The sequence below is a fragment of the Paenibacillus illinoisensis NBRC 15959 genome (assembly GCF_004000925.1).
GTDB lineage: Bacteria > Bacillota > Bacilli > Paenibacillales > Paenibacillaceae > Paenibacillus > Paenibacillus illinoisensis.
The window spans coordinates 1-26936 of record NZ_BIME01000011.1; the positions used below are offsets into that span (position 1 = coordinate 1).

Annotated in this window: 37 protein-coding genes; 3 read left to right on the forward strand and 34 right to left on the reverse strand. The window is 45.0% G+C overall.

Annotated features, from left to right (window positions below; translation table 11 throughout):
• Positions 1–382: 382 nt before the first annotated feature.
• The 31 genes from PIL01S_RS22515 to PIL01S_RS22670 form a co-directional block, all read right to left on the reverse strand.
• Positions 383–715, reverse strand: a complete 333-nt coding sequence (locus PIL01S_RS22515) for an HIT family protein (protein ID WP_127539471.1) — start codon at positions 713–715, stop codon at positions 383–385.
• 17 nt (positions 716–732) lie between these two features.
• Positions 733–1188, reverse strand: coding sequence for an NUDIX hydrolase (locus PIL01S_RS22520; RefSeq protein ID WP_127539472.1), 456 nt, complete (start codon positions 1186–1188; stop codon positions 733–735).
• A gap of 49 nt (positions 1189–1237) precedes the next feature.
• Positions 1238–1828 carry an HD domain-containing protein gene (locus PIL01S_RS22525; protein ID WP_127539473.1) on the reverse strand — a complete coding sequence of 197 codons (591 nt, stop codon included), beginning with the start codon at positions 1826–1828 and terminating at the stop codon, positions 1238–1240.
• A gap of 159 nt (positions 1829–1987) precedes the next feature.
• A complete protein-coding gene (locus tag PIL01S_RS22530; protein WP_127539474.1) occupies positions 1988–2788 on the reverse strand; it encodes an inositol monophosphatase family protein in 801 nt (266 codons plus the stop codon).
• Positions 2789–2973: 185 nt separating this feature from the next.
• Positions 2974–3987 (reverse strand): phosphotransferase enzyme family protein, encoded by a 1014-nt coding sequence (locus PIL01S_RS22535; protein WP_164764313.1) that lies wholly within the window; start codon positions 3985–3987, stop codon positions 2974–2976.
• Positions 3971–4426, reverse strand: coding sequence for a GNAT family N-acetyltransferase (locus tag PIL01S_RS22540; RefSeq protein ID WP_127539476.1), 456 nt, complete (start codon positions 4424–4426; stop codon positions 3971–3973). The genes PIL01S_RS22535 and PIL01S_RS22540 overlap by 17 nt, the downstream gene beginning before the upstream one ends.
• A 21-nt stretch (positions 4427–4447) precedes the next feature.
• Positions 4448–4879 carry a cytidine deaminase gene (locus tag PIL01S_RS22545; RefSeq protein ID WP_127539477.1) on the reverse strand — a complete coding sequence of 144 codons (432 nt, stop codon included), beginning with the start codon at positions 4877–4879 and terminating at the stop codon, positions 4448–4450.
• Between the two features lie 79 nt (positions 4880–4958).
• Positions 4959–5720: an aminoglycoside adenylyltransferase domain-containing protein gene (locus PIL01S_RS22550; protein WP_127539478.1), complete on the reverse strand. Its 762-nt coding sequence runs from the start codon at positions 5718–5720 to the stop codon at positions 4959–4961.
• Between the two features lie 26 nt (positions 5721–5746).
• Entirely contained in the window at positions 5747–6640 is an 894-nt protein-coding gene (locus PIL01S_RS22555) for a PhzF family phenazine biosynthesis isomerase (RefSeq protein WP_127539479.1), read from the reverse strand.
• A 2-nt stretch (positions 6641–6642) separates the two neighbouring features.
• Positions 6643–7299, reverse strand: a complete 657-nt coding sequence (locus tag PIL01S_RS22560; protein ID WP_127539480.1) for a Type 1 glutamine amidotransferase-like domain-containing protein — start codon at positions 7297–7299, stop codon at positions 6643–6645.
• A gap of 125 nt (positions 7300–7424) precedes the next feature.
• A complete protein-coding gene (locus tag PIL01S_RS22565) occupies positions 7425–7799 on the reverse strand; it encodes a hypothetical protein (protein ID WP_127539481.1) in 375 nt (124 codons plus the stop codon).
• The gene (locus PIL01S_RS22570) at positions 7796–8308 is read right to left on the reverse strand and encodes a nucleoside deaminase (RefSeq protein ID WP_127539482.1); all 513 of its coding nucleotides are present in this window, start codon (positions 8306–8308) and stop codon (positions 7796–7798) included. The genes PIL01S_RS22565 and PIL01S_RS22570 overlap by 4 nt, the downstream gene beginning before the upstream one ends.
• A 45-nt stretch (positions 8309–8353) precedes the next feature.
• Positions 8354–8920: a phosphoglycerate mutase family protein gene (locus tag PIL01S_RS22575; RefSeq protein WP_127539483.1), complete on the reverse strand. Its 567-nt coding sequence runs from the start codon at positions 8918–8920 to the stop codon at positions 8354–8356.
• A 353-nt stretch (positions 8921–9273) separates the two neighbouring features.
• Entirely contained in the window at positions 9274–10140 is an 867-nt protein-coding gene (locus tag PIL01S_RS22585) for an adenylyl-sulfate kinase (RefSeq protein WP_127539484.1), read from the reverse strand.
• A 77-nt stretch (positions 10141–10217) separates the two neighbouring features.
• On the reverse strand, positions 10218–10724 hold the full coding sequence (locus tag PIL01S_RS22590; protein ID WP_127539485.1) for a hypothetical protein: 507 nt from the start codon (positions 10722–10724) through the stop codon (positions 10218–10220).
• Positions 10725–10750: 26 nt separating this feature from the next.
• Entirely contained in the window at positions 10751–11470 is a 720-nt protein-coding gene (locus PIL01S_RS22595) for a class I SAM-dependent methyltransferase (RefSeq protein ID WP_127539486.1), read from the reverse strand.
• 45 nt (positions 11471–11515) lie between these two features.
• Entirely contained in the window at positions 11516–12181 is a 666-nt protein-coding gene (locus PIL01S_RS22600) for an HAD family hydrolase (protein WP_127539487.1), read from the reverse strand.
• A 177-nt stretch (positions 12182–12358) separates the two neighbouring features.
• Entirely contained in the window at positions 12359–12862 is a 504-nt protein-coding gene (locus PIL01S_RS22605) for a GNAT family N-acetyltransferase (protein ID WP_127539488.1), read from the reverse strand.
• Positions 12863–12896: 34 nt separating this feature from the next.
• Positions 12897–13304, reverse strand: a complete 408-nt coding sequence (locus PIL01S_RS22610; protein WP_127539489.1) for a hypothetical protein — start codon at positions 13302–13304, stop codon at positions 12897–12899.
• Between the two features lie 15 nt (positions 13305–13319).
• Complete coding sequence (locus PIL01S_RS22615; RefSeq protein WP_127539490.1) at positions 13320–13730, reverse strand: hypothetical protein; 411 nt, start codon at positions 13728–13730, stop codon at positions 13320–13322.
• Complete coding sequence (locus PIL01S_RS22620) at positions 13727–14173, reverse strand: LytTR family DNA-binding domain-containing protein (RefSeq protein ID WP_164764314.1); 447 nt, start codon at positions 14171–14173, stop codon at positions 13727–13729. The genes PIL01S_RS22615 and PIL01S_RS22620 overlap by 4 nt, the downstream gene beginning before the upstream one ends.
• A gap of 215 nt (positions 14174–14388) precedes the next feature.
• Positions 14389–14733 carry a hypothetical protein gene (locus PIL01S_RS22625; protein WP_127539492.1) on the reverse strand — a complete coding sequence of 115 codons (345 nt, stop codon included), beginning with the start codon at positions 14731–14733 and terminating at the stop codon, positions 14389–14391.
• A 12-nt stretch (positions 14734–14745) separates the two neighbouring features.
• Positions 14746–15255: a hypothetical protein gene (locus PIL01S_RS22630; RefSeq protein ID WP_127539493.1), complete on the reverse strand. Its 510-nt coding sequence runs from the start codon at positions 15253–15255 to the stop codon at positions 14746–14748.
• 54 nt (positions 15256–15309) lie between these two features.
• On the reverse strand, positions 15310–15792 hold the full coding sequence (locus PIL01S_RS22635; protein ID WP_127539494.1) for a GNAT family N-acetyltransferase: 483 nt from the start codon (positions 15790–15792) through the stop codon (positions 15310–15312).
• Between the two features lie 50 nt (positions 15793–15842).
• A complete protein-coding gene (locus tag PIL01S_RS22640) occupies positions 15843–16484 on the reverse strand; it encodes a hypothetical protein (RefSeq protein ID WP_127539495.1) in 642 nt (213 codons plus the stop codon).
• Positions 16485–16635: 151 nt separating this feature from the next.
• On the reverse strand, positions 16636–16812 hold the full coding sequence (locus PIL01S_RS29925) for an NUDIX domain-containing protein (RefSeq protein ID WP_246058515.1): 177 nt from the start codon (positions 16810–16812) through the stop codon (positions 16636–16638).
• Positions 16813–16862: 50 nt separating this feature from the next.
• The gene (locus PIL01S_RS22650) at positions 16863–17348 is read right to left on the reverse strand and encodes a hypothetical protein (protein ID WP_127539496.1); all 486 of its coding nucleotides are present in this window, start codon (positions 17346–17348) and stop codon (positions 16863–16865) included.
• Between the two features lie 174 nt (positions 17349–17522).
• A complete protein-coding gene (locus PIL01S_RS22655; protein ID WP_127539497.1) occupies positions 17523–18011 on the reverse strand; it encodes a cysteine hydrolase family protein in 489 nt (162 codons plus the stop codon).
• A gap of 119 nt (positions 18012–18130) precedes the next feature.
• Positions 18131–18613 (reverse strand): DinB family protein, encoded by a 483-nt coding sequence (locus tag PIL01S_RS22660; RefSeq protein WP_127539498.1) that lies wholly within the window; start codon positions 18611–18613, stop codon positions 18131–18133.
• Positions 18614–18615: 2 nt separating this feature from the next.
• Entirely contained in the window at positions 18616–19611 is a 996-nt protein-coding gene (locus PIL01S_RS22665; protein ID WP_164764315.1) for a translation factor GTPase family protein, read from the reverse strand.
• A gap of 17 nt (positions 19612–19628) precedes the next feature.
• Positions 19629–20336: an AAA family ATPase gene (locus PIL01S_RS22670; RefSeq protein WP_127539500.1), complete on the reverse strand. Its 708-nt coding sequence runs from the start codon at positions 20334–20336 to the stop codon at positions 19629–19631.
• 368 nt (positions 20337–20704) lie between these two features.
• Here PIL01S_RS22670 and PIL01S_RS22675 point away from each other — a divergent pair, with 368 nt between their 5' ends.
• From PIL01S_RS22675 to PIL01S_RS22685, 3 genes are read left to right on the forward strand one after another with little or no spacing between them, the layout of a single operon-like run.
• On the forward strand, positions 20705–21589 hold the full coding sequence (locus PIL01S_RS22675) for a PRD domain-containing protein (protein ID WP_127539501.1): 885 nt from the start codon (positions 20705–20707) through the stop codon (positions 21587–21589).
• Positions 21586–22092 (forward strand): PTS sugar transporter subunit IIA, encoded by a 507-nt coding sequence (locus PIL01S_RS22680; RefSeq protein ID WP_127539502.1) that lies wholly within the window; start codon positions 21586–21588, stop codon positions 22090–22092. Before PIL01S_RS22675 ends, PIL01S_RS22680 begins: the two co-directional genes overlap by 4 nt.
• 30 nt (positions 22093–22122) lie before the next feature.
• Entirely contained in the window at positions 22123–23580 is a 1458-nt protein-coding gene (locus PIL01S_RS22685) for a PTS transporter subunit EIIC (protein ID WP_127539503.1), read from the forward strand.
• Positions 23581–23729: 149 nt separating this feature from the next.
• On the opposite strand, the gene PIL01S_RS22690 is transcribed toward PIL01S_RS22685, so the two are convergent.
• The 3 genes from PIL01S_RS22690 to PIL01S_RS22700 all read right to left on the reverse strand — a co-directional run bounded on the left by PIL01S_RS22690 (position 23730) and on the right by PIL01S_RS22700 (position 26935).
• Entirely contained in the window at positions 23730–24743 is a 1014-nt protein-coding gene (locus PIL01S_RS22690; protein ID WP_127539504.1) for a bifunctional glycosyltransferase family 2/GtrA family protein, read from the reverse strand.
• A complete protein-coding gene (locus PIL01S_RS22695) occupies positions 24740–25738 on the reverse strand; it encodes a phosphodiester glycosidase family protein (RefSeq protein ID WP_246058516.1) in 999 nt (332 codons plus the stop codon). The genes PIL01S_RS22690 and PIL01S_RS22695 overlap by 4 nt, the downstream gene beginning before the upstream one ends.
• A 240-nt stretch (positions 25739–25978) precedes the next feature.
• On the reverse strand, positions 25979–26935 hold the full coding sequence (locus PIL01S_RS22700) for a radical SAM protein (protein WP_127539506.1): 957 nt from the start codon (positions 26933–26935) through the stop codon (positions 25979–25981).
• Between the last annotated feature and the right edge of the window lies 1 nt (position 26936).

Sequence of the window (26936 nt, forward strand, 5' to 3'; positions counted from 1 at the left end):
TTCGTTTCCGGCTCTTCCAAGGCCGGAATTAGAATATATCACATTTCATTATGACTTGTAAAGTCTTTTCTCGAAATATTTTTCGAGGTTTCCCATGTCTCTTGCGGCCGGAAAAATAATATATCATGTTGAAGAATTGTTTGTAAAGTGTTTTTTCGAGTATTCTCGACTTTCTACATCTGGAGATCAAATTATATATTTGAAACGTCTGCTTTGAAATAACTGCCCAATGGCTTAATGAAAAAACAAAAAACAAACAACCGACTAGTCAGCCGGCTGTCAACTTATTTTATTAGGGTTCACAGCAATTAGAGATGAATGACCACACCATACTACGCTTGCTACTCAAACTTATGGATAAAACAACTGATCCTTCTACGAGTTAAGTCACTCGTTCACCACTGATGACATGCCAATGCAGATGCTTCGAATCCTGGAAACTACCGAGGTTCGTCACAATTTTGGAAGCGCCCGTACGCTCCACCATATCGGCAGCGATCTTTTTAATGACCTGCATGATTTCAAGCATCAGCTCATCGTCATTCGTTTCTTCTTCTGAGATGAAGGATTGTATGTGGATCTTGGGAATTACAACAATATGATGTTCATAGAAAGGCCGGGTATGGTGATAGGCTAACACGTTATCCGTCTCTATAACAATTTCCACTTCCGTCTTGCCACTGAGGACTTCCTCACAATAAAAATCTTGTGTCAAATGGAACGATCCTTTCTTTAGTCGGATTTAATATAGCCTGCCTTTTTTAGTACATACTCTGTAAAGGGATTAATCTCCGGTACCGGCTGGTCCAGATCGAAGTATCGGAGTTCTAACCCTTCATCGTCCATAACCATTGGATTACCCTTGATTCCTTTAGCTTCATAAACAGCCGTCACATTGTATACTTCGTCTCCATGGGGATACTTATAATACATATCTTGACCCGAGAAAACGGTAATGAGCTTGTACGTCTCTGCCCTTAAACCCGCCTCCTCATACAATTCCCGTGCTGCCGCCTCTTCCAGCGACTCACCCGGTTCAAGCGAACCACCGAGCGTCCCCCAGTCGAGACTGTCTGTACGTCTTTGCAGCAACAGATGGCCTTCTTCGTTGAACACCAATACACAAGACCCTGCCATAATCAGCGGCCGCGAGCCAACCAGTTTTCGAAGTTCCATAATGTAGCCCATGAGTGCTCCCTCTTCTCCCTCAATGAATATGCCCAGTCCATCCGTGTTGCTATGATTTGGTCAGGATTCCCTGATCTATGGAATTTTGAATTAACTGCTGCACGTACGTCCACAATGTATCCGAAGCGTCTGCCATTTCACGATTTCTGTTGATGACTTGATCACTTGTAACGTTGTATTTTAGCCACGTATCTCCTTCATTCTGATAATTGTGAATCAGAGGCTGTAACCGATCCAGAGCCGAGGCAAATTGTGCCTCATTCGTTTCCTTTGCCTCAAACTCTAGCCATAGATTATGCATTTCTTCAGCCTGTTCCTTGGGCAGCATGCCAAACAACCGATGAGCTGCCTTGATCTCACGATCGAATTTATCCGTGTACCCAGTTGTATCGTAAGCAAAGGTGTCTCCGGCATCGATTTCAACCAGATCATGAATAAGAAGCATCTTAATGACTTTCAGGATGTCCACCTCCTTATTCGCGTGGCTCTGTAAAACCAACGCCATCATGGCCAGATGCCATGAATGCTCCGCATCATTTTCACGTCTATCGCCATGGATAATTCTTGTTCTCCGTTCAATTGTTTTCAGTTTATCAATCTCAATTAGAAATTTAATCTGATCCTGTAAAGATTCACTCATGATATATCCTCCTTTAAATGCGAAACCAACTCTATTTTATAAGATCATACCAGTAAACTTCGCCACACCAATTTCAACCGTTATCATATGTAGTCTCAATTCATTACAAGTCCGTAGGATGCTTCACCTTATCGAATTCAAGTTGATTAAGCTCAGTAATCATACGCCCATTCCCTCCCGAACTACACTCAGGAAATAGTCGCGATACTCCGGATGACAGGCAATCAGATAAGGCTCTGAACTCATACCTTCGAATAAATTCCCATCAAAATCCATAACCATGGCACCCGCTTCTTTTACCATCAGGATTCCTGAGTACAGATCGTCCCCCTCTGAATTGTAGAGCACAATACCATCGATATCTCCCTTGGCTAGCATACACCACTGCAGGGTCGGAGCCCATAATCTCATCACTCTCTTAAAACGTATATCCAGATGTTGTCGCAGCCGGACAGCATTCTCCTCATGCTGCACCTGATGACCCTGTATCCAACCAATCGTTCCCTTTAGAAGATTCTCTTTCTTCTTAACTGTCAGCGGATTCAAGTTACAACTTGCGCCTTTCCCCCGTGACGCCACAAATAAACGGTCTACCATCGGTTCATAAATAACCCCTAGAACAGGTTCTGAACGGTACATCAATGTAATGGAAACGGAAAATACGGGAAATCCTATGGCGTAATTATTAGTCCCATCTAACGGATCGATCATCCATAACCATTCGCTCTTCTGTCCGTTATGTCCCCGCTCTTCACTATGAATCTCATGCTCGGGAAAGGTATGGCTGATTGCATCACATATGATTCGCTCTGTTTCATGATCTACGTCAGTTACAACGTCGCCGAACTTGTCCTTTTCCACTGCACAGGTGATCTGGTCAAAGTGAACTCTGACGATCTGACCCGCTTCACGTATGACTCTCTCTGCGACTTCTTGTGCTAAACGAATGGTTTGTTCCATAAAAGTCCCTCCGCTCGGTTACTTGATCAGTCTTTCTGGATTTGGGACAAAGTCACTTCGAATGATCACTGGCAAGACAACCTTCTATGGAATGGATTAATCTCCCCATTTTCGTGAGAGGCACGAATAGTTTTTTACTTTCTTATGAGGAAAATGTTGATCCATTACAGCCCCTCCCGACACGTTCAAGTTGCATTTGTCTCCATTACATACTTATGAAGCAATTGTTGAATCTGTACATCATGCTCTGCCAGCCAGCTTATATTCCTTTCAAACTGATCTATCATAAACGTAAAAGGCGATTCAATTGCTGCTTCCGCATAATGCAGACCAATATAGAAATGCAACACGGCGACAAAATAGATTTGAGTTAGCAGCCGTAAATAGCCAAATTCAAAAGAGGAGTGCTTGCGAACATTTCCATATCCCTGAAGGAAGGCCGCAATCAAATCCAGGGAACCGCTAGACTCCTGAATAATATGATTCAGGCTAATCGTAAGCTCCATGAAAGCAGCGTCCATCCCTATAAAGTCAAAATCTAATACCCCTGTAATTTCACCCGATTCACCCAGTAGATTATAAATCAATACATCATGATGAACGAGCTGTCGCGGCAGCACTTCTAGATCAAGATGGGAATTGTCGATCTCAGTAATCATTGCTTGATAAAACGTAAACCGCTCTGCTGTTAATTCAAAAGGCAAATTTGCAAAAAAGGACTTCACCGAATCACGATTAGCGAGCGGATGAATGTTGTACATATTATAAAATGATATGCCCGTATACATATTCTTCTTCATCGGGAACTCACTCATTTGAAACGAAAACTCCCCTACCAACCTGCCGAACTTCTCGGCTTTGTCTACGTCAGACAATTGTGGAAGCTTCCCCTCCAAAAAAGTAGTCATTGCCGCAAGCGAACCATCTCTCATAACCACATAATCCTTACCATTACAAGTATGAAGAAAGATCGGGACTTCGAATGAAGCCTGTGCTTTATGTAGAAATGCTGTTACTTGGGATTCAAGTTCCAATCCACCAATCGTTTTGATGTGGCTGTTATAAATCCGTATAATAAACCTCTCTCCATTGACTTCAATGACTTTGGTTGTATTAGTCAAACCGAACGGAACGGCCTCCAAGGTATACTCCGCATATTGGAAGTAGTGCCTTATGACTTCATCAAATTTGCAGTTCATAGATTCTCGTCTCTTCATCATCGAGCAAATATCCTTTGCCAATGTAGGTCCAATCATTTTTCTCATAATAACCTTGTAAATCCGTGCACAAATAGAGTTTGTCGTATCCCTTCAACTTCACCTGATTTACTGCGTGCTTCTGTAATTGGCCTCCCAAATTCCTTCCCCGGTATTCCGGAGAGACATGAAGACATGCAAACCAGGGAAAGAGATCCTGCCGGCTGTTCAGGTCGCTTCTTAGCAGAGCATATCCTCCGATAATGCTATCTCCATCCAACATTACATAAAACCTTGGAACATCACTGTTCGTATCCACTGAACGCTCCATGCAATCCCGGTAAAAATGATAACTTGTTTCTGTACCCCACTGCTTCCAAAAGTATTGAACAGCTGCCTGAAGCATGTCTGGCTTTTGCCGGATATCCATAATCTCAAACATCTTTGCACCATCTTTCTTTCCTTATGATCTTGAATATTTCTGTGGTAGAAGCTGCCCAATTGTTGTTTTGGTGTATCCTTCTTCTCCCTGCAAAATGACCTGCGTGCTCTGCCCATAATCACTGATCAATTCTCGGCAGATACCACATGGTGAAACCACGTCCAATTGTGGATCAGCATTTTCCGTGGGATCATCCGGATTGATTTCCGGATGCCGTACAGCAACGATTGTCGCAAATTCGTGCTCCCCTTCCGAAATGGCTTTGCCAATCGCAATGGCTTCCGCACACACCGAGACACGACCAATGTAGGCTTCCAGATGTACCGCGGTATATATCTTTCCGGATTGAGTTCGCACTGCGGCTCCAATGTGATGTTTACCCTCGCAGTACAGATGCTTGATGATGTTCTTGGCTTCATGGATTAATTCCAAATCTTCTGTCGTGATTGTCATGATGTTTCTCCTTTTAAAAAAACTATTGATACTTGTAATGTTCAAATCAGTAATTGCAATTCGTAAATTATTGAATCGTTTATTTCTTACAGCTGTTGATTTCACTCAACATATAATCTGCATATTCCAACAGCAACGACTCACTGAGATTCAGGTTCTCCAGCTCTCCATTATATTTTGCAAGACATTGCGAGATAACGTTCTTATACTTCGTAGGAAGTCCTTCCAATGCCCACTCTCCGGCTTCTCGCTTGGAATAGATCACTGAATCTCTCATATACAGCAAAACACGCGACAAGTTCAATACATAGTAGACAGGGTTATCCACGATTTCTTCCGAAGCTGCACTGGCGTCTGACGTAATGGAGGCGAGCATATACTCACGTTTCACAGGATGGAAGAGTTCCTTAATAGGTGTGCCATGCAAAACAATTCCCCTGTCATAGATGACCGCCATGTGTGCGACGAGATCCGGATCATCATACCCTCCGCAGAGATAGTGCTCATCCGTTCGATATCTTTCCCGGTGATAAGCGGAGTAATGGAATTCGAACGGAGTTGGATATGCCAGGTTTGCGATTGTGGATTCCAGTACAATACTGAGCTCGAAGCCTTTAGTCATGTGCATCTCGTCTTCGATATGCATTAGCTTCTGTGCAGTTCTTCGATATAGATCAGCAGATTGTTTGTCCTGGCTGACCACCAAGATATCGATATCGCTCTGGTTCGGATGGAAGCACCCCATAGCCATGGAACCGTGCAAATAGATTCCCACGAGCGAATCCGATAATTCTTCTTTTAAAATATGAGTAACATCTTGCAAAACAATTCGTTCATCCAAGGAAAAGCCTCCTTTCAGGTACGTTGTTAAATATCCAATTCAATGTTCATCTCACGCACAAAAACAGCCGTCCCTTTAATTCTCACATCCATGCCCTGTCCTTGTCGGGTCACGCTCACTTCAACTTTTCCATCTCTTCCGATCTCATGTCCCTGCTCCACGACGAACTTGACCTGATCTGCTTCACGGTTCACATAGGTTAAATAGTAGGCACCCATCACTCCGGAGGCCGTTCCTGTTACAGGATCTTCCGTGGTACCTGAGTAAGGGGACGAAAAATGTCTGGCATGCATCATCGCCTCGGAATCACGCGTTTCGAAGCTAAAAGGATGCAAGGAAGCCTTGGGGTTTTCAAGCAAAATCTCAGGAAACTCAGCAGTATCCGGTTCCATTATAGAGAAAGAATCCAGTTTACGAATGGGAATCAACAACGTCCAGGTTCCTGTGCTCCCATACACGATAGGCATGGATAGATCCAGATCATCCGAGGTTAGATTAATACTGCTCGCCAGCTTACCGATATCACCTCTGAACGGTACAAACTGAGGTTGATCCTGCTTCATCTCCATGTTGATTGTGTCGCCATCCTGCTCAAACCGTATGGGCAATATGCCTACATTGGTCTCGATCGTGATTGGCTCTTGGTCCCCCAGTAGTCCACGTGTCTTCAAACCATACAGCGATGCCATCGTGGCATGACCGCACAGATTAATTTCATGGCCCGGTGTAAAATAACGCAATCTCACATCGGCTGTCCTGGAGTTAAGCACAAACACCGTTTCATTAAAACCAACCTTATGCGCAATCTGCTGCATGACCATCTCACTTAGATCATCAGCATGAAAGACAACTCCTGCCGGATTACCTTTGCCCGGAACTGCTGAAAATGCATCATAAAGGTAGACCTTAACCTCACCCATATTTAAATCCCCCTACTCCTAGGATCAATGAGACGCACATCCCCATATAGCTCTATTACATTTCCGTCGATTACGATCCCGTCGCCGTCTTGGCAGGCATAAACTTCCGTACCGATTGTATCTGCATAACTTCTGAGCGAATCGAGACTGTCTTCCTCTCCGTCCCAATGGGGTGCAAACTCGAAATCAACGAGTCCAAGAGCACGTTTGTCCTGAAGACTCACATGATTCTCGTCTGCCTCCTTGCCATATCCAGCTATTTCAATGGTTGGTGTGGTTAGAATACTGCCTGCGCTGACTCCGATCAGCATACCGCCTTTCTGCACATAGGAACGCAATAAATCCTGTACGTTTCTTCTCTGTAATAAATGTAGAAAATAAAATGTATTTCCGCCGGATAAATGAATCGCATCAGCTTCAAAAATCCGCTCAAACGAGCTTGGATCATATTCCTGGTCCAGATCATAATAATGAATATTCTCGATACCCATTTGATTATAGTAACGTACGGTATGCTCAAAATATTTCCGCTCCGGGTCGGAACAAGAAGGGATATAACCGATTGAAGGCTTGTCGCAACCGAGCAAATTCAATATCCTTTGATTCAATTCTTCATTTGGTTGAAAAGATAAATCACTTAATAAAACCAACTTGGTCATGCTCTTCCTCCTCTGCATATAAAGTCGAGATCCCGCTCTGTAACTGATCTTAGGCAAACCTTACTTCCTATCAATTCAAATGTCTCTCTATCCTTCTCATGACTACAGTTATAATACCAACACAGCTATTGCAACTGCCCGTTAACGTACCTTCTATGGTAGACAGAAGCATCCTGGGCCCACAGCAGCAATTCGTTCCTGCTTATAAAGAATTCATCCTGAACCTTGATAAAGGGGAACATTGCTCCGTTAAAGGAGCCCGATGCCGCAAAACTTCTTTGTTCAGCATGAATAATGCTCATCACCTGTTCTTCAGTCATACTTAGATACTCCGCTGTTTCCTGAATCGTCATTAACGCCTTATCCTTAGCAACTTCCTCCTGTGCTACTGGAGTTGGCTCGTTTACGCTCTCTTGATTCGATAGGAAGAAGCAGCCAATTATAAATGAAATACCTAAAACGACACTAGCAAGCAGAATTGAAACTGGAATAGATTTCATTGCTTAGCTGTCTCCCACTCTGTATTAAGTAATTCTCTACTAATATTCCATTTGGCAAGCATCGCCCTTTGTCTATTTTCCAGGTCAAGATATGGGGCTGCAACACAGGAAAGGGTGTCAAACAAATGGATGAAATGGGGACCTTCCTTGAAACGCCGAAGACCGCCATACTCTTCATCGTCCGCTGCCCATACAATTCTTTTGATTCCCGACATTAGTATGGTGCAAGAACACATGGGACAAGGTTCACAAGTCGTGTACAGTGTCAGGTTGTTTTTCGTGAATCTCTTCCGGTCTAAATCCAGCAAATGCTTTCCCGCTCGGCGAATGGCGTCAACCTCAGCATGTGCGGTAGGATCGCATTCGGAGAAAACTCGGTTCCTCCCTTTACTCACGACATCCCCATCCTCATCCACGATTACTGCGCCGATCGGATATGTCCCTTCAATAAACGCCTGATCTGCCTCTTCCAGCGCCAAAACTAAATACTCATAATCGGATAGCCTCATTTGGGATTCCTCCTTAAATTGGTTGTCTTATGAATTTGTTTACCTTTAAAAGTTCGTAATGGTGTACTTTCCCGCCTCACCAAGAAAATCTCTTCTTGATAGTCCTTTTTCTCCAAGTAAAATCCTGTAGTTGGTTATCGTGCCGTCATGTGAAATGATATAGGTGTTGCTACCCTGTTCCCTGCACCATTGGAGAAGCCCCTTAGCATGTACTTCAAATTGATGTCCATCCATCCGGTTAACACCTTCCTCCCAACACTCCAATCCAAAATCCAGTACGCTTAGCCCTGGGAACTGAGTATCCAGCTCCTCCTTGGAATAGATCTGATCACAGAGGAAGGGAGCGGAGTCCGGATTCTGAGGAAACATTCTTGGGCCAACAAGCGGACATATCGTAAGATGTTCTTCTCCGGTTAGAAGAAGTGCTGTTTCGATGGTACGTTTCGTTGGACTCACCAAGATAACGTCATTAGGATCAAGCTTCATCTGTTTACGCAGCGTTTTCACCTGACTCTTTCCCAGTTCGGTGAGACCCGGGTGAAGCTCATTTAATCGGTTCGGGTAATCTATCAGATGTTCACCATGACCATGACGAATAAATGTAATGTCCATATCTCCCTCTATTTCTGAATGAAATGTTGGATGCTCTTCACATCATGCAGATTATGCAGTTCCTTTTTCAAAAATACCGGGTAGACCTCCAGGTGCTCAAGCTCATCCAAGTAAAACCAACGGAACGTTAACTTTCCGTTATCCTCCAGCCCTTTGAATTCCATTCCACTAGAACTTATTGTTATTTCGCTCATATGAGATGTTATTATTGTTGGGATTCGTCATTGCACAAGCAAACCTCCGTTATGTATTGATATATCCCTACTCACTCTACTCGTAGATCTTGCCCATATACAGAGCTTCATTCTCAACTTCGTTGACAAGCTCGAATAACGTCTTTTTCATTTCCTGCGTCATTCTCCTTCCACATCTTTAAACGACTCATTCAAAATGTTCTCCAGTTCGTTCTGACAATCAGACCGGTTATATTCCGAATTATCCAGCCAATATTTGTCCATCTTCAGTATCTGATAAATCTCGGTTTCGAGCTCCTTTCTTGCCTGAAGCACCTTCACGGTGCCTGGAACCCCATGATATCCTCTTGAAGCTCCCCACCCCTGGTTCGTGTAATACTGAATAAATCCGTCAGACCATTCCTTGGGTCTTTCCTTCACTGCTTTATCAAAGGTATAAGCAATATCCTTCTGATCAATATAGATTAATAGTGGATTCAGTGCTTGAACCTTGCGTTCCAGCTCCAGCACATAGTTGACATTATCTTCTCGGGATTGATTGCATTTTACAAGACCCATCGTTAATGGGTTCTGGATAAAACAACATTCAAAGATAGTGACGGTATCATCATTAGCCGCTAACACGCTTTCGGTGAAGCTTCGCCATTTTGAAGTGATCAGATCTTTATTTTGTTCAAAAGATAATTCATAAATATCCCGGCTGAAAATCTCTTGCACCGTATGGTCAGGAAACGCCTCTCCCAGTTCCTCTTTTATTTTGCGATAAGGAATCAGATATCCATTACGATAAACTATGGCTCTGCTCTCCAATATATCTCTGCATGAATGATGAGCATCCAATAAATCTCCAAATTCATCTTCAGAGAAAAAGGCTACACCTTCATAATCAGCCGGGTGATTCAGATCCCCTTCCTGGAAAAGCTGTACTCGCAGCCCTCGCTGAATCAAGATGTCGGATACCATTTTGGCAATGGTAGACTTTCCTGAACCGGGTAACCCTTCAACCAGAATTAATTGTCTCGCCATAATTACATCACCTGAATTTCGTTTTAATTTAATAGACTTCCGGTATCATGACCTTATTTATCTTCAATCTTCAATCTTCAATCAATATCTGCAATAATCCATTGTGCCGAATCCCCCTCTTCTTTCTTTTTCCAAAAAACCATGGTTCGGCTGGATTCTTTGTCGTTCTCATCTAATTCCGTTACCGTTACTACTCCCTCGTAAAGCTTCCTTTGTTCACGAATAGTAATGTCGCTCATGGAGACAATCTTGCGAACTTTGGTTCTGGTCATGCCCCATACGGGCGACTGCGGATCAATAAGGCTCATGTACCCCTTCTCATCCTCTTCCCATATATAATGCAGGCGGGCGTTCATAAGTTTAACGATCTCCAGTTCATCACCTGTATAATTCGCTTCATCAATGTAAACTGGCGGGATGTCATGGGGCTCTGTTGGTGCCGTTACTTCTCCATTTTGTCCAGCTTTTACTGTGAGAACTTCCGGCGAAGGTTCTGCTGGGTTCTGTGCGTCTTCCATACCAGTTTTATTCTGACACGCGACCAAGAACAGAAATAATCCAAGCATAACGGTTAGCTTTCTCATATCCAGCCCTCTCATTATCCTTTTGTCTATTCTCCTAAACTTCCCAAAATCACGATCTGCGTTGGACGCTGAATCCCAACATTGTTCAGACGTTCCATGATGGAATAGCCGCGTTCTGCGAACACTTCATAATCTTCGAATGCTTTTGCCCGTTCCATATGCTGCTTACAGACCTTCGAGACCAACCGAATGTCCCGTTCTGCCATGACATCTTCTTTTGGCTCATTGAATTCATAGATTGAGCGGATGATAATACCATTGGTAGAGATGATATCCATAACCTCTTGGCGTGTATAGGTGTGACGATGATATATTCCCAACCGCTGATCTACATCTGCACCAAAATGATGGTAGAGGATGTGCGATAGCTGGGCTTCATTCGGATCATCACTGACCAGCTCATTTATGAGAAATAATCCGTTCCTTTTCACTACACGTTTCATTTCTTCGATGACATTTACGCCCGGGGGCAGATGGTGCAGTGCATTCGAGATGCAGACGGTATCAAACGTTTGATCCGCAAAATCCATCTTTGCTGCGTTCATCTGCATAAACTGGATCTTTTTATGGCTCGAATATGCGGCTTCTGCCTGTCGTAAAGAATCCGTGTCGGTATCAATACCCGTGATCCGTTCGATGCCGCTGAATATTTTAAGTAGGGTAGCCATATATTTTCCTGAGCCTGTGCCAACCTCCAACATCTGACCTGCCTGATACGTTGCCAACTGCTTTTTTAACTCATCCATGGATCACACCGTCCCCGTTATGACTTCCCCCAAACTTTCCAGACTCTACAGGATTTTCAGAACTTCCGTCAGATCCCTACACATAAATTCCGGATGGATATGCCGGGGCTTGGTTTTGCCTTTGCGGTTTAACCAGACAGCCTGTATGCCAGCATTTTGTGCTCCCTGTACGTCACTTGTCAACGAATCGCCGATATGTATGACATCTTGCCGGGACAGATCATATCTGGCTAATGCTTCATTAAACATCTCGGGTCTTGGTTTGTAAGAACGGACATCTTCACTGGTGATCACCCCTGCCGCCTCGATGCCATGCTTCTCCATTGCAGCTCTTACATCATCTGTATCGATATTCGAGAGGATATACACAGGGATGTCTACCGATTGCAAAAAGGGAATGGAATCCTCAAATATCCCCGGATCACGCCAGTGAGCCAATTGCTCCTGATTAAGCAGCTCCGCGATACCATCTGCTTGAAAATGTAGGAGTGTTGCTGTCAGGGACTGTACATTGAGTACTCGTTGGGTCGTAAACTGACTACCGTGGCTTGCATAGAACATTTCGGAAAATGCCTTCCACCAAAAATCACCTATTTCGGCTGTTGTACATTCAACACGCGCCGCAGCTTGTACTCGTTCGTAAATCACTGGAAGTATATCGTCGTCTTCATGAACAACCGTTCCATAGAAATCAAGAAAAATGCCCTTCATCCTGTTCCCTCCCATGTGTCAAAGATTCCAAAACCGTCCGATTCAAACTTCCTATGTATGTTACAATTTCTCTTTGATACATCATAACCCATAATGTGGAATTTGCGAACGCTTCAAGTATGCTATCTTTCATTCATTCTATTGAATAGAAAAACACGCCGCTCTGCATGGCTTGCCTCATGCAAAGGGCGTGGTATGGTGATAAAACTTGCTATCTACTTTCATCACCGGAAAAGCATCCGGTAGTTCCTCGCGTGTAACCGAAACAAATCCATTTTTCTCGTAAAATCGATGTGCTGCCACAAACTGCTGTGTCGTTCCAAGGTAAATATCATGCACAGCCTTCTCTCTAGCCCACTGAAATGCCTGATGCAGGAGACGACCCGAAACTTGAAGTTCCTTGCCTCTGTAAATTTGGGCTACAAACATCTTCCTAAGCGCAGCTTGCTCCTCTCCGATATCCAGCAGAGCAATCGTACCCACCACTTCTTCATTGGCAACTGCGATCCAGAAGTTCCCGATTCCTTTTTGATAAAAGGTTTCGATCTCAAGCAAATCCGGCTGATCCTCTCTGGTAATGGAAATTTGGTATTCCTGCTGCTGTATCTGCAAAATCAAATGGATCACCTGGGATTGATACTCGGCAGTGTACTCTTGTATATCGATAGTAGGGTTATTCATGAAGTAATCTCCTTAGGCGTCGTCATAATGAGAATCATCCCTCTATAACGCCATAATATTGCTTGTACTGGGCAATCCATTCCTCTTTCGAAAAGTCTACAAAATCATAGGGCTCACACTGTTTGAGATATTGCAGCTGCTCTTCTGCTTGCTGCTCACCCAATTGCTCCAGGTATATTGTCGTCTCCTCGAACCCGGCACCACACAGCAGTTGTACATCCACATAACTTCCCGTATCCTGGTTCTTTCTTTTGTCCTGCCAGATGAGCTGAGTGTCCTCTACATGACCGATTGCAAATAAAATGACACATAAGATTCTGAGGTAATCATTGTCCCTCGCACTTGAATTCTCGATCTCTTGTTGCAGTAGTGTACGAATACGCTCCCTGTCGCGGGAGCCCGGCTCCAAGCTGAACTCCTGAAGAACCTTTTCTTCATTCATATGCTTACTCCTTGTCTACTTCAGGATCTTGTTTAATTCTTCCGCTTTTTTCTTGCTATCCATTCTAGCATAAAAATAAAAGGCAATAGTGTGCAGCACAATCGACAAAAGCCACATGCCAGGGAACCACGGTGCGATAAAGTGGAACATCTCCTTTGAGAACAACCACACACCCGCCGTTCCTCCGAGAATGTTAATGGTAGACGAGATCACAATATTCCAAATGGGTTTTAACGTAAAGTAGTTCCACAGCGCATCATACATGACTCCAAATACCACGGCTGCGATGAACGCAATTCCGGCGAGGTTCCATAGATACCCCATCTGGATCGTCTGATCTTTGAAGAACAAGGTTATCAGCAGCGTGACCCATAGCGAAGTTAATGTAAATACCTGAAAAAACGAATGCTTGAGATTGGCGATCATAATAATTTCCCCCTGAAATTTTTGATATAGTACCTACTGACGTAGTAGCCGGATCCATCCTTAAGCTCAACCTGAATTCTGGCATGATCTGTGGCGGCGAACGCCTGGATGTGGTTAACATTGATCATCGTTGAGTTGTTAATCTTCAGAAAATGGGACGAATCCAAGTCTTCTTCCACATATTTAAGACGTTTGCCAAGCAGATAGCTCTCTCCCGAAATCACACGTACATTGCACATTCGATCCTCGGACTCAATAGCAAGGATGGAGCTTGGCTGAATCTGGACATTCCGGTTATTCTTCGGGTTGATGACGACCAGCTGTTTTTCCAAGTGGCTAAACGCCTTATCAATCTCCTCCCAACGCTGTTGTTCGGCAGGGTTGGTCACTACCTTGGCGAGCCTTCGTTCCATGGATGCATCTGTTTCAAATGTCACTTTCACGTGTTGCCCTCCTCTCATCACTCATATTACAGTCAAAACAAAAACCAGCATACTCAATTGCGTTTTGTTGCAAGAAGTTGCAGGTTTGTTGCACAATAGCTGACTAATGTATGTAGTTCAATCAAATCACCCTACTCTTCCACCACTAATAAACGTTGTTATGTGAATTCATATCCATTGTTTATGTACTCTAAAGAATGCTGTATGGGGAACGCTCAGTATTCCCCATTGTATTCTACATAACTTGTTGGCTTGAATCGAGACACGTGATAAGGCATATACACACTTTGAGAATGTGGCGACAAGCGTTCAATATAATCAATTGCAGCTTCTACCATCTCATCCGATGCAAAAACCGACTCATTCAGAAAACCACTCAATAACGCGGCATCCCCTTTATACTTCAGCATAAGGTAGCCATAACCCGGGTCGGCGATCACCAGGTTAACAATATTCTCTTCGGCAGGTTCTCTTGATCCATCATAAAACCTAACGATAACGTCCAGATCTCTATGAAACACATCCACATTGCACGAAAATTGTTGATATTCAAATTTCAATTTGCCGTCTCCTTATCCCTCAGGCACAATTTCAAAATACATCTCCTGATGTTGCAGAATCTCCTCATTTATACTCACGATCACTTCCTGAGCTTGAGCCCGATATAGAATAAACAGTTTCTCAATTAATGGATACAGTTTGGGATCTTGCTCCAGATCTGTTGGCGTAACCTCACGCCACTGGTCTCCGACTCTATTTTTATCTATAATCACACGCTCGATGTTGTCCAGCAGAGCTACCATTTCATTTTGATTAAAATAACGCATCCCATTTTGGATGCCGCTCCAACTCTTCATCTCTATAATATTGTAAGCCGAGAACCAGTAAAACTCCGCCAGACTTTTCGTATGGTTATGATAGGAGTAGAACAGGAATAGTGCTTGTTGGCCTTCATTTAACTGACGGTACACCTCTGTTTTCGCTGCAACATCTTTACCTCGAACGGAAATGAGCATCGGCTGGACACATAACCAGCTAAGTTGCGATGAACCCAAGTCTGCCTGTTTGATTTTGGCTCGCATCACATTCTCCTCTCTTTTCACCCACTGGTTAATACACTTCCTGCATTGGTATGGTTAATCTATTCGTTTATGAAAAACGAACTGGAGACCATGTGCACCAATCCTGCGAATCCCCGTATCGCGAAAACCCACCTTCAAATACAGGCTCTGCGCTGCAACATTCTGTTCATTTACAGCGAGGATGACGTCCTTCATCCCTGGCTCAATCTGCTGAAGCAATGGACCAATTGCCTTCATGGCAGCCAGAGCATATCCTCTCCCCTGATGTTCCAGTGAAATGGATAACGCTCTTATTAAGACAGCATTAGCGTATTTTTTTCCTTCGGCGTATTCCGATCTTTTATGTAAAATAAAGAAGCCAACCGGTGTCTCCTCTTTTAAAATCACAATGGGAATCTTGTCCGGGTTGGAGATCGCCTCCTCGATCACTTCTGCAGGCAATGCAGTAAAGGAGAACTGCTCTCCGGTCAGTGAAAAATTGGCCAAGGCTGTATCATATCTCTCATGATATTCGGTAAGGCGAATTAAATTGTTCATATGTAGCACCTCATTTTTTATATGCAGCAATGTTTTCCCCTACTTTACTCCTAGCTTGAGGTTTTGGTCTGTAAATCTTCAAACACGTTCCATTCCGTATACAATTGTTTTAATCTTATAGCAGTTGTATGAATGAAATCTTCTAAAACCTCCATGGATAAAATGCTCGAATCTTCCGCGGGCTCGTGCGCAGGATTATTCAAGAAATCTACTTTCACTTTCCTGTATTGAACCACCTCTTGCTCCAGCAAACCACCCAAATCATAGGCTTTTCCTGCATCCAGTTTATTCAGCAGCTCATGAGCACCGGATCGATTCCGCAAAATCATAAATTCCAGCTTCGTTACCTCCTGCGTATATCGCTTTCTGCCTTCAGGATGTGCTTCATATGCAGGGTAGATATCAAAGGTCCATACACGGTCCGTATAAATATGGGCAATGTATCCGCTCAAATACTGCCGGAATGCAGGATCAAGTTCCGCCTGCTGCCTATGGGATTCCCAAAAAGCCCGAAGCTCCTCATCTGTTGCGAACCTGCCTTCTTCGATCATAAGATGTGTTTTAGCTTTCTCACTGCGCACATTACTTCTCACGTGAATTGAATCAGGAGCGAGACTTCCCAGCAAGAATTCGGGGGATGGATTAGAACTGACTTCAGATGCAATCGCAAAATGTACCATTGGCCAAGGCATGCATATCACTCCATTTTCGTCATTCAATTTTCCTTAACGCAGAATACCCTGCTTCTCTTGTATCAAATCTATAAATACAGGCTTCTGCACCTTATTAATCATCTCGATCTCGATTTCATCCAAACTTGTAAACGTTAATCGCAACGATTCGTTATTCTGGTGTCTCTTCCTTCACTTCTCTGATCATGGTTTCTTCGATACGCTCTCCTGGCTCCATACCGCCACCAGGCAATCCCCAGTCTCCGTAATCGGATCTACGCTGCAGCAGAATTCTCCCATGATCATCTCTGATAATGGCCCCGCCTGTAACCACAATTCGGCTCGTCATCTCCGTTGCTCCTTCTCTCGTTAATTGAAACAAAGATGAACCCTCTAATCCTATATTCCAAAATGCACAATACACTTTCCATGTTCAACAGTATGTAGTGCCATCCTGGCAAGTTTTTTTAATTCAGTTATTAAGTCAGATTTGTTGTACACCCATTTCTTGTAGTGACCTTTTTCATCCCCATCACCAATACAGAAATCCCCTCTGAGTATGATTGAATAAGGTGCTGAATTGAATAAATCTATCCATCCATTCAAGATCTGATAAAACCTCTGCAATACTTGTTCCTCTTCAATAACTGTAATGCCGTAATTGTTCAGTCCCCTTAATCTCTCACCAGTGGATGGATTCCTGGTCTCTAACCATTGGAGTGAATCATGTATATACGAAATGAAGTTGTCGTCCAGGTGGGCCTGGTTGTCTGGCGTGAGTCCGTTTTTATGTAATTTTCCATTTCTGTCCCATGAATAAGAAGTATGGACATCCTCATTTACATCTAATTTATTCTCAATAACAAAGTTATGAATCATCGGCATATGCGTATCTCCCAGCCTATTGAATTTAACTTTTTGCTTCCTATCCACCCATCATAACCCATGTTTTGGAAATTGCGAAGATGCTTATGTTCGTAAGCTTGTAGTCCTGTCTGACGGACCTGCCATGTATAGCAAAAATGGATACGACCTCGTCGCATCCATGGATATTCTCATTTATTTGATTAGATAGTCTACTACAGGATATGAAATTACATTCCGATCTCTGTAGGTCGACGTCACCGCTTCCTGATGTGTGCTGAGAATCCCATTTTGCAGCATAACGGGTCTGAATCCTCGCTCCATCGCTCCATTATAAGTGAATAGAACACATTCCTCTGCGGCAAAACCGGAAATGATCACGAGCTCAACACCATGACTCTTCAGTATGGACTCCAGCTCTGTCTGCCAGAATGCATTGGAGCTTTCTTTGGTAACGGTGAGATCCTTCTCATCGACATTCACCTCGGAAATAATCCGATATTCCTCCGGAGATGATCCTTCCATCCCTTCGACGTCTTGCACATGAACCACCACATGATCACTTGAACGAAGCACATCTGTAACATGGTTGATATACTCACATGCGTAGTCTATACCTTTCTGTTCCACTCGACCTCGCACAACACTCTCTTGCATATCCACAATCAGAAAACCTATTTTCATCCGAACACTCCTTGAAATTTTGATTTACTGCCTTATTGGTGCTTCTAAATGAAGAACGCTCCCAATATATGTATTCGATTTTTCAGGCGGGACTCCTCTAAATCTGCTGCAACTTATTGTTATGCTGAGGTCATGACTTTCTTTTTCAGCATCATAATCTGCCCAATATGATACGCATTGTGAATGCACACATTCGATATGACGTTCCACCACGGAGCATTGAAATAGGAAGGGATGGTCAGCGCCAATTTTGCATCATCACTTTCTTGTACGGCCTGAATCCATTTAAGAAAAGTAGAGCCGACTCGTTCAATACTCTTCTGCCACTCCTCTTCGCTAACGCGGGAAGGGTCCACATAGAACGTTTCATCATTATTTATATGATGATCCATTCTTACTTCACCTTGGATAAAACGATCCAGCCATCTCTCATTCCAGAATATCAGATGATGCACCAGCCTCCAGATGGTTTGACCTTCCTCATTCGTCCATGCAGCCTGAGCAGCGGTTACATCACGTAACATCTCATCCAGCGGTATAAACCAGCTCTTATCATGATGACAGGCAGCCAGTTGGTCCAGCAATACTAATTTGAAACTCATGATCAACTCTCCTCCCAAAATGAATCTACAAAATCGTTCAAATACCTTTTCTCGTTATCCTTTCCCCACTTCTCCCAGCTAAATAAATCCGTATAATTGGCCCCTTCCAAATTCGATTCCTGGATTATTGATTTGTAAAGATACTCAGGAACTTCGTCGTAATACCCAAACTCAATCACATTAATATCCATTACTACATTAGATTCGTGACTTTGTTTGCGGAAACTCAACCAAGATTTCAAAGGAATTTCTGCTTCAATTACGTTTTTTCCATTTTCTGAATTAACATTAATATTACGTGCTCTAAGTGAAGTTAATACTGGCAAGTGATCCGAAATTTCACATTTCATTGTCGTCATGGACACTCTCATTATAGGCTCGAGAAGTATAGGGTTTGCTCGTTCAAAGCCATCACGGAATGCCAAAGCCGCAGCAATTTTAAACGACATTCCTTTAGAGTCGAATGAATGAAACGATCCATCCAAAAGTGTTACTTTTACATCTACCACCGGAAAATGGCCAAGTATACCTCTAACCGTCATTTCTTCGATTCCGCTCCTGATAGAAGGAATATACTCATGAGGAATTACATGATCATGGACAATACCATTTGTAAAATCAAAACCGCCATCTCTGGATTTGGGTTGAAGCTCAATCCAACAATGACCGTATTGATGAATCCCTCCCGACTGTCTTATGTACCTTCCTTCGGATTGAACTGTTTCTTGTATCGATGTCTTGTAGAGAACTTGCGGTTCTAAAGCGTCTATTTCCAAATCGAGTTCGTCTCTAAGACGTGATATCAATTCATGGAGATCTTTCTCGCCCTTGCCAGCAATAATGATCTCCTTCCGAGTATCGCGGGTGTATACCACAAAATTCAAACCTTCTTCTGCAAACTTTTTCATAGCCAGAAATATTTCCTTAGCCTCTTCTTTTGATTTTAGTTGCTGAATGGTAACCGTCATATATGGATCAGACAGATTAATTGCATACATCTGAATCACTTCCTTCATTAATCCTTGAACAGCTCGTCCAGCATACGATGCCGATTCTCCAAAAAGCTTCGCGTGATCTGGTAATGTTCCGTATCTTCATAAGCTATCTTTTGAATACAGCTATCATCAAAATTCAATATGTCTGCATCCGGATAACCCAGCAAAATGGGAGAATGTGTTGCGATAATGAATTGAGAAGTTCCAGACAGGTCATGGAGAATGCGCAGCAAGGATAGCTGTCTGGCAGGAGATAACGCGGCTTCGGGCTCATCCAGCAGGTAGATGCCTTTGGAGCTGAAGCGGTTCACAAACAGATTGAGAAAGGACTCCCCATGGGATTGCTCATGCAGCGAACGCCCGCCATAGTATTCAAGAGAGCCCACCTCATCAACATGGGATGCAAATTGATAGAAGGATTCCGATCGCATGAAGAAACCGTTCGAAATTTTGGGCAGCCAGGCCAGTCGCAGATAATCCCCTAATGAGGATTCCGAAGCATGCATCGCAAAAACGTTATTTCTGCCGCCCCCGGCTGTATTAAACCCACATTGATGAGCGATTCCCTCCAGCAGTGTGGATTTGCCCGATCCATTTTCGCCGACAAAAAAAGTAATGTTATTCCTGAATTCCAATCTCTGCAGGGACTTTATTGCAGGTATATGAAACGGATATTGATCCAGATTTTCCACTTTATCAGACAGTAACTCCACACTTCGAAGATACATAGGCATACTCCTATTCTTGTTAGATTTGCTCCATATACCCGAACTCGATCAACAACGGATTGGGCTCATTTCACCTTAAAAGGTGATCATGGCTTCTTTTTTATCAAATACGGCAGGTACCTTTCACTTACACATTTCCTATATTAAATGACGAACAGACGGATGACAAAATTATGGTTGACGGTGGCAGATCTGGTTCTATATTATGTAGGAAGAACGTTCTGCATAAAACATAAAATGAATTGGCGTGTTACCCCCCCAGAGGGCATGAGCCAAGAAGCGAACATGAGACTATACTCGCTTCTTGGCTCTTTTTGCGTTCCGGAGGCATGAAAGCGTTAACTTTAAAAACGAGGAGGCGGTGAACCGTGAGTAAAGGAATTATTCTGCAGGTGGAGCGGGTCGTCGGCAGTAATATTGTTCTGGCCCGGTCGCACCAGAATACCAAGGAGTATGTACTGATTGGCAAAGGGTTGGGATTTGCGTTCAAGGTGGAAAGCACCGTCCAGGCCGATGATCCGCGGATTGAGAAAAGGTTCAGGCTGGAAGACCGGGAGGAGTGGGGGCAGGCGCAGGAGCTGATGAAGGACTTGGACCCCAATGTCATCGACATCTCTGACCGGATTATCCGTCTAATCGCTGATCAATTTCCCGGCAAGCTGAATGACAAGATCTACCTTGCTCTTCCGAGTCATATTCAGTTCACCTTATATCGTATCCGCAACGGGATGGAGATTCTGAATCCTTTCCTTACGGAGACAAAGCTCAGTTTTCCGAAAGAGTTCGAACTTGCCTCGAAAGCAGCGGCCATGATCGGAGAGGCCTTTGGCGTAGAGGTACCGGAGGATGAGGCCGGGTTCCTGACATACCATGTGTACTCCTCCGTAAATCACGTCCCTGTCGGACAGCTGGTTAAGGTATCCAATGTGATCAGCAAGCTTCAGTCCATTATTGAAGAGGAGGGTGGCGTTCGATTTGACCAGGGCAGGCTTAGCCAGGCAAGACTCATGATACATCTGCGCTTCTCCATGGAACGCCTGTATCAGCAGCCGATGGCGGCCCCCACCTTCGCACAATATGTGAAAAATGAATATCCGTCCGAATACCAGCTGGCCAGAAAACTGAGCGCTGTAATGGCCGAGGATTTGGGTAAAGAGGTACCCGAGGAAGAAACGGCCTTTCTCGCCATGCATTTATATCGGCTTTTTCAAACCCATGCCAAAACCAACAACAGAAAGGACAACACACAATGATCTGGAAATGGAAAAACAACAAATCTGCCAAAATATCTGAAACGATATCCGTCGCCTCCCCACTCACCGGAACCTGTGTCAGTTTGGAAGAAGTGCCTGACGAAGCGTTCGCGCAAGGACTTATGGGACCGGGAGTTGCAGTGATTCCCCAGGAGGGCAGGCTGGTCGCCCCTATCGACGGCACTGTGGTGCACCTGATCAAATCGCACCATGCCGTAATGATTGAGCATGCTTCCGGGCTGCAGCTGCTGCTGCATATCGGTATGAATACTGTGAGCCTGAAAGGACAGGGCTTCACCCCCCAAGTGCAGACCGGGGATCAGGTCGCTGTCGGTCAGACCCTGATTGAATTTGACCTGAATGCGATCACTTCGGCCGGTTATCCGGTCATCACCCCTGTCATCGTTGCGAATGCGGCAGAACAGCCGTGGGAGTCGCACCCGGAGTATGGCAGCGTAGAAGCAGGCATGGAAACGATCATGAAGGTCAGCTTGTCCAAATAACCTAAATCAAAAAAAGAAAGGAAGAACAATATGCTGAAAGCACTGCAAAAGCTGGGAAGATCCTTGATGCTTCCTGTAGCAACCCTGCCTGCGGCAGGAATTCTTCAAGGCCTCGGTCTTCTTAATTATGAAAAGGACATTCCGCTCGGTCCCGTGATCGGGGGATTTCTTAATCACTATGTAGTTCCATTCCTGAATGAGGGAGCGGGGGCGATCTTCGGCAACCTTGCGCTCATCTTCGCCATTGGGGTGGCAATCGGACTGGCGGGGGATGCGGTCGCAGCGCTTTCCGCCCTGATCGCTTATATGGTGCTGACGCGGATTCTGGGAGCCGTTCCAGGTGTATTCGGCTATATTCCTGACGATGTCAAGCTGGATATGGGCGTATTGGGCGGGATATTTGCCGGACTGCTTGCAGCCTATATGTATAAAAAATACCATAATATCAAGCTTCCTGACTGGCTCGGCTTCTTCTCCGGCAAACGCTTTGTGCCGATGGTCACCGCCGGCTCCATGCTGGTGTTGGCCATCCTGTTCGGCATGATCTGGAGCCCGATTCAGGATGCCATTGGCGCTTTCGGCGCCTGGATTGTAGGCTTTGAAGGCGTTGGTTCCATGGTGTTCATGATCGCCAACCGCCTGCTCATCCCGCTCGGTCTGCATCATGTCCTCAACTCCATCGCCTGGTTCCAGATCGGAGATTATACCAATGCAGCCGGGGAAGTCGTGCACGGCGACCTGACCCGCTTCTTCAACGGAGACCCTACGGCAGGCATGTTCATGTCTGGCTTCTTCCCGATTATGATGTTCGCTCTTCCGGCGGCGGCGCTTGCCTTAATTCATACAGCCCGGCCTGAAAAGCGCAAAATGGTCGCTTCGATCTTTATCGGCGCAGCGGTGGCTTCGTTCTTAACGGGTATTACCGAGCCGCTCGAGTTCTCCTTCATGTTTGCGGCGCCTCTGCTGTACGTGGTGCACGCTATTCTTACCGGTGCAGCGGCCCTGATCATGTACCTGCTGAATGTTAAGCTGGGCTTCGCCTTCTCAGCAGGTCTGATCGATTACCTCGTGAACATGAAGCTGTCGACCAATCCGCTGCTCATGATCCCGGTCGGACTCGCATTTGCGGTCGTCTATTATTTCCTTTTCCGGTTCATGATTGTCAAGTTCAACCTGAAAACGCCGGGACGCGAGGATGACGCTAATGATGCCGATGCCCCCACTAATGCTTCCGCCGTGGCAGCGGCGTCTGCCGACACCAAGGCTAGCAAAGTGCTCGCGGAGATCGGTGGCGCAGACAATATCGAGAGCATCGACGCCTGCATCACTCGCCTCCGGCTAGTTGTTAGGGACGACAAAGCGGTCAACGACCAGGCGCTCAAACAGCTTGGCGCTTCCGGCGTCATGAGGCTCGGTGGCGGAGCTGTGCAGGTCATCTTCGGCACCCAGTCCGAAATCCTGAAGGATGAGATTAAGAGGCTGATGTAACGCTCGTCCTCCTTTGAGTTTAAAAGGTCGAGAACAAGGGTATGCTGCCCTATTCTCGACCTTTTTTTGTTACCAAGAAGCGCAGGATATTCTTTTGAAACGGTTTTGATTGAAAAAAGAGAGCAAGCTATACGCTCACTCTCTCTGTGTTAATAGACAAATTTGCGCTGTGCCCAATAACTGAACAAAAAGATGGACACCTCCGTCAGCACTTTGGCCGCGATGAGGGGGATAATCAGTTTTTCGTTATAGAAGTATAGCAGTCCGTAATTTAATAGCAGTACCAGAATGACCAATGAAAAGTATTTCGGTAATGACTGGCGCACCTTGGACGTTTTCCCGGCTGAAAATACATATTTCCGATTGATCGTATAGTTGAAGATGGAGCTGCATAATCTCGCTGTAACGACCGATAGAAACAGATTATGGGTGAAGTACTGAATAACGAACAGCAGTCCAAAATCGATCAGCGCGGACAGTACCGATGATGTACTGAACATGAGAATCGGCATATAAATGCGGAACGAGTCTACCAGCGGGCGAAAATGAGAGGATTGGTTATGATCCAGATATACCGTGTCAATAAACTCCTCGGTGATTTCGTATCCCTCTTTACGTGCAGTTAATAACATGTTCATCTCATACTCAAAACGATCACCCGGGATCTCACATAACCAGTCCAACATCGAATAGGGAAAACCACGCAGACCGGTCTGTGTGTCATATACTTTGGTCCCCGTTGTGAAAGAGAAGACCGCTCGTGTGACGGTATTACCGAAACGACTGCGTGCAGGAATCGTGCCGCTGAAGCGGCGGCTTCCGAGTACAATACCTGGTGCGGTTTGCTCCAGCAGTACATCGAAGATACGCCGGATATCATGCGGCAGATGCTGACCGTCACTGTCTGCACAGACGATCCCACCTTGTGGTCCGAATTCTTTGATGTACTGGAATCCTGTCTTCAGTGCTCGTCCCTTGCCGAGATTCACCGGATGAGTCAGCACGGTGCATCCATACGCCTCAGCCGTCTCAAAAATCCCTCGGAATTCCTGCCCGCTGCCATCATCCACAATCACAATCGGCCCCAGTTGGAACGTCTGCAATTGCAAAATTAGATTTAATAAACGCACATCCGGTTCGTAGGATGGAATTAATATGGTCATGATGATTGTCCCTCCTTGAGGTAAAGGATGTCACTTACGCCGCGTTCCTGATTTCTGCCCAGAGGATTATTCACGACTCTGCCCATGAAATACATGGTGGATGAACCACCGCCGTCCAGGTTATAGGCCTCTGTTGCTCCCAGGCCCTTCATTACATCCGCGAGCTCTGCCAGCGTCATTCCCCGGCTGTCATCCTGCCGTCCGTCCACGACAACAAATACATAATGATTCGGAGCAATCATGCCGATGGCCGTTCTCGGATTCGCATCCTGAATGGAACGATTACCGAAGTTGTTATCGATTTTTACACTGCTAAAATCACTTACGATCTCCCCGTCCTGAATCAAAATGGGTCCAAACGACAGCGTATTGGTTGCACCTTCGGCCAGCAGCTCCGAAGAGGAAACCTCCGTCTCGTTATACGTCTTCATCGTCCCGTCAGCAAACAGTGCCATCGCATCACGAACCGGATCATCCCGGTATACCGTACCGTTCCTAATAATTACGCCATCACTACGAAAACCATAGTAATCACCATTAATAGCGAAAATCGCGTTGTTCGCTGCAGCAATCTCTGAGGTGTTCTCCGTAATGTTGGTGCCGAAGCTATTATCCGCCAAAGCCGATTTCAGACTGCTTGCGTCCGTCATCTGCACATCTGCAACGTAATACGTAATCTGATCTGCACCGGAGCCGGTCTGCACCTTCTCGATGCTCACCTGCATATCGTCACTGGAATAGTTCCAGTCATCTGAGGTTGCATTGACCTCTGCGGCTGCGTTTGACGCATCATTTGCACTGCTGCTAGTGGCCGAAGCGTTATCATCCGCCAAGACTACTTCCACATGCCGAATCAGATAACGGTCAGCCAGACTGTAGACAATTCCGCCGATTCCAAGGATAACGACAAGCGTGGCAATCAGCCATTTACGCCTTTTATTCGGGATTGCTTTTCTATGTGGATCTTTCGGATTGGGTTTATCATACATTCTCATCATTGAAGCCACCTCTTCATCATCTAAGTTCTTAAGGCCATGATAGGCGGGATAGCTTAAATGAATCTGAAACCTATCCAAAGGCAAAAAAAGAAGGTCACCTCCTCCCTTTTAGGGGGCAGATAACCTTCACACGAATGGATACATTTATGAAAGACTTCGAAATAAGATTGGCATAAACAAGAATGGGACCAGACTCCTTTCAATCATGAGACCCGATAGGTTCCCTCCTGTCTTCACCTACTCACCTGCAAATAGTGCATCGTACGCAGGACATGGCCGCTTCTCCAGGAAATCTGCTAATGCGGGCGGCTGCTTGGCATAAATTCCGTTCAATGGTGTTCCATGGTAGATGTTGCCGATCACAACCGGATGACACAGCTCACAGATAAGAATATCTCCGTTGCCATGCAAATGCAGCTGCTTCGTTCCGTCCACACAATTGGAGAAATACACGCCTGGCTGCTCGTGTAGCTCCAACAAATCAGCAAAGCGATCCATACAGGTGAAGTATAAGGTGGTGTCTTCCTGCTTGGTTTCAATCAGCTCATTTACGGATCGAACGAGCGATTCCCTGGAAACAATGCTGCTCCAATCGCTGTGGGACATCATGATACTGTTCTGAATCTCGTGAATCCGTACACCAAGATCATAGACCTTTTGGCTAATGGCCAGCATATTCGACTGTGTTCCCTCAAACAGCAGGGTTTCCAGCACTGTCTCCAGCCCAGCTTCCGTACACAACCGGATATTCCGCTCCAGCCTCTCATACATGCGGGGATGCACACGATAATAGGTGGAATAGGCATTCGCATCGGTATAGTTGAACGAAATATGAATATTGGACAACCCTGCATCACGCAACGCATGAATTCGCTCTTCCGTCAGTAAACTAGCATTTGTATTCAATTGCGTATCGATTCCATGAGCTGCACAATACGTAACAATATCCAGACAATCCTGATACTTGAGTGTTACTTCTCCCCCGGACAAACGCACGCGTTTCAACCTTGGGAGCTCACCGATGATCCGAATAACTTCCTGTGCATCAATACATTGTCCATCATCCCGGTTATAGGCACAGCAATAGTCACACTTGAAATTGCAATTGGAAGTCACCCCGACTTCCAGCCCTTCCAGTTCGTATAACCCGGGCGTTTCCAGCTCGAGTGATTTATATCTGTTTTTTGCGGTCAAT

Coding starts and splice junctions, on each gene's coding strand:
- PIL01S_RS22520 (WP_127539472.1), bottom strand. CDS start 1,188: ATGGGCTACATTATGGAACTTCGAAAACTGGTTGGCTCGCGGCCGCTG.
- PIL01S_RS22555 (WP_127539479.1), bottom strand. CDS start 6,640: ATGGGTGAGGTTAAGGTCTACCTTTATGATGCATTTTCAGCAGTTCCG.
- PIL01S_RS22695 (WP_246058516.1), bottom strand. CDS start 25,738: ATGAGAATGTATGATAAACCCAATCCGAAAGATCCACATAGAAAAGCA.
- PIL01S_RS22605 (WP_127539488.1), bottom strand. CDS start 12,862: ATGAATAACCCTACTATCGATATACAAGAGTACACTGCCGAGTATCAA.
- PIL01S_RS22680 (WP_127539502.1), top strand. CDS start 21,586: ATGATCTGGAAATGGAAAAACAACAAATCTGCCAAAATATCTGAAACG.
- PIL01S_RS22660 (WP_127539498.1), bottom strand. CDS start 18,613: ATGAGTTTCAAATTAGTATTGCTGGACCAACTGGCTGCCTGTCATCAT.
- PIL01S_RS22665 (WP_164764315.1), bottom strand. CDS start 19,611: ATGTATGCAATTAATCTGTCTGATCCATATATGACGGTTACCATTCAG.
- PIL01S_RS22535 (WP_164764313.1), bottom strand. CDS start 3,987: ATGAACTGCAAATTTGATGAAGTCATAAGGCACTACTTCCAATATGCG.
- PIL01S_RS22570 (WP_127539482.1), bottom strand. CDS start 8,308: ATGAGGCTATCCGATTATGAGTATTTAGTTTTGGCGCTGGAAGAGGCA.
- PIL01S_RS22545 (WP_127539477.1), bottom strand. CDS start 4,879: ATGACAATCACGACAGAAGATTTGGAATTAATCCATGAAGCCAAGAAC.
- PIL01S_RS29925 (WP_246058515.1), bottom strand. CDS start 16,812: ATGACGAGCCGAATTGTGGTTACAGGCGGGGCCATTATCAGAGATGAT.
- PIL01S_RS22650 (WP_127539496.1), bottom strand. CDS start 17,348: ATGCCGATGATTCATAACTTTGTTATTGAGAATAAATTAGATGTAAAT.
- PIL01S_RS22635 (WP_127539494.1), bottom strand. CDS start 15,792: ATGAACAATTTAATTCGCCTTACCGAATATCATGAGAGATATGATACA.
- PIL01S_RS22565 (WP_127539481.1), bottom strand. CDS start 7,799: ATGAAATCTATTCCAGTTTCAATTCTGCTTGCTAGTGTCGTTTTAGGT.
- PIL01S_RS22615 (WP_127539490.1), bottom strand. CDS start 13,730: ATGATCGCCAATCTCAAGCATTCGTTTTTTCAGGTATTTACATTAACT.
- PIL01S_RS22560 (WP_127539480.1), bottom strand. CDS start 7,299: ATGACCAAGTTGGTTTTATTAAGTGATTTATCTTTTCAACCAAATGAA.
- PIL01S_RS22655 (WP_127539497.1), bottom strand. CDS start 18,011: ATGAAAATAGGTTTTCTGATTGTGGATATGCAAGAGAGTGTTGTGCGA.
- PIL01S_RS22610 (WP_127539489.1), bottom strand. CDS start 13,304: ATGAATGAAGAAAAGGTTCTTCAGGAGTTCAGCTTGGAGCCGGGCTCC.
- PIL01S_RS22690 (WP_127539504.1), bottom strand. CDS start 24,743: ATGACCATATTAATTCCATCCTACGAACCGGATGTGCGTTTATTAAAT.
- PIL01S_RS22585 (WP_127539484.1), bottom strand. CDS start 10,140: ATGGCGAGACAATTAATTCTGGTTGAAGGGTTACCCGGTTCAGGAAAG.
- PIL01S_RS22575 (WP_127539483.1), bottom strand. CDS start 8,920: ATGGACATTACATTTATTCGTCATGGTCATGGTGAACATCTGATAGAT.
- PIL01S_RS22590 (WP_127539485.1), bottom strand. CDS start 10,724: ATGAGAAAGCTAACCGTTATGCTTGGATTATTTCTGTTCTTGGTCGCG.
- PIL01S_RS22630 (WP_127539493.1), bottom strand. CDS start 15,255: ATGCGAGCCAAAATCAAACAGGCAGACTTGGGTTCATCGCAACTTAGC.
- PIL01S_RS22640 (WP_127539495.1), bottom strand. CDS start 16,484: ATGCCTTGGCCAATGGTACATTTTGCGATTGCATCTGAAGTCAGTTCT.
- PIL01S_RS22600 (WP_127539487.1), bottom strand. CDS start 12,181: ATGAAGGGCATTTTTCTTGATTTCTATGGAACGGTTGTTCATGAAGAC.
- PIL01S_RS22595 (WP_127539486.1), bottom strand. CDS start 11,470: ATGGATGAGTTAAAAAAGCAGTTGGCAACGTATCAGGCAGGTCAGATG.
- PIL01S_RS22670 (WP_127539500.1), bottom strand. CDS start 20,336: ATGTATCTTCGAAGTGTGGAGTTACTGTCTGATAAAGTGGAAAATCTG.
- PIL01S_RS22530 (WP_127539474.1), bottom strand. CDS start 2,788: ATGGAACAAACCATTCGTTTAGCACAAGAAGTCGCAGAGAGAGTCATA.
- PIL01S_RS22540 (WP_127539476.1), bottom strand. CDS start 4,426: ATGTTTGAGATTATGGATATCCGGCAAAAGCCAGACATGCTTCAGGCA.
- PIL01S_RS22525 (WP_127539473.1), bottom strand. CDS start 1,828: ATGAGTGAATCTTTACAGGATCAGATTAAATTTCTAATTGAGATTGAT.
- PIL01S_RS22685 (WP_127539503.1), top strand. CDS start 22,123: ATGCTGAAAGCACTGCAAAAGCTGGGAAGATCCTTGATGCTTCCTGTA.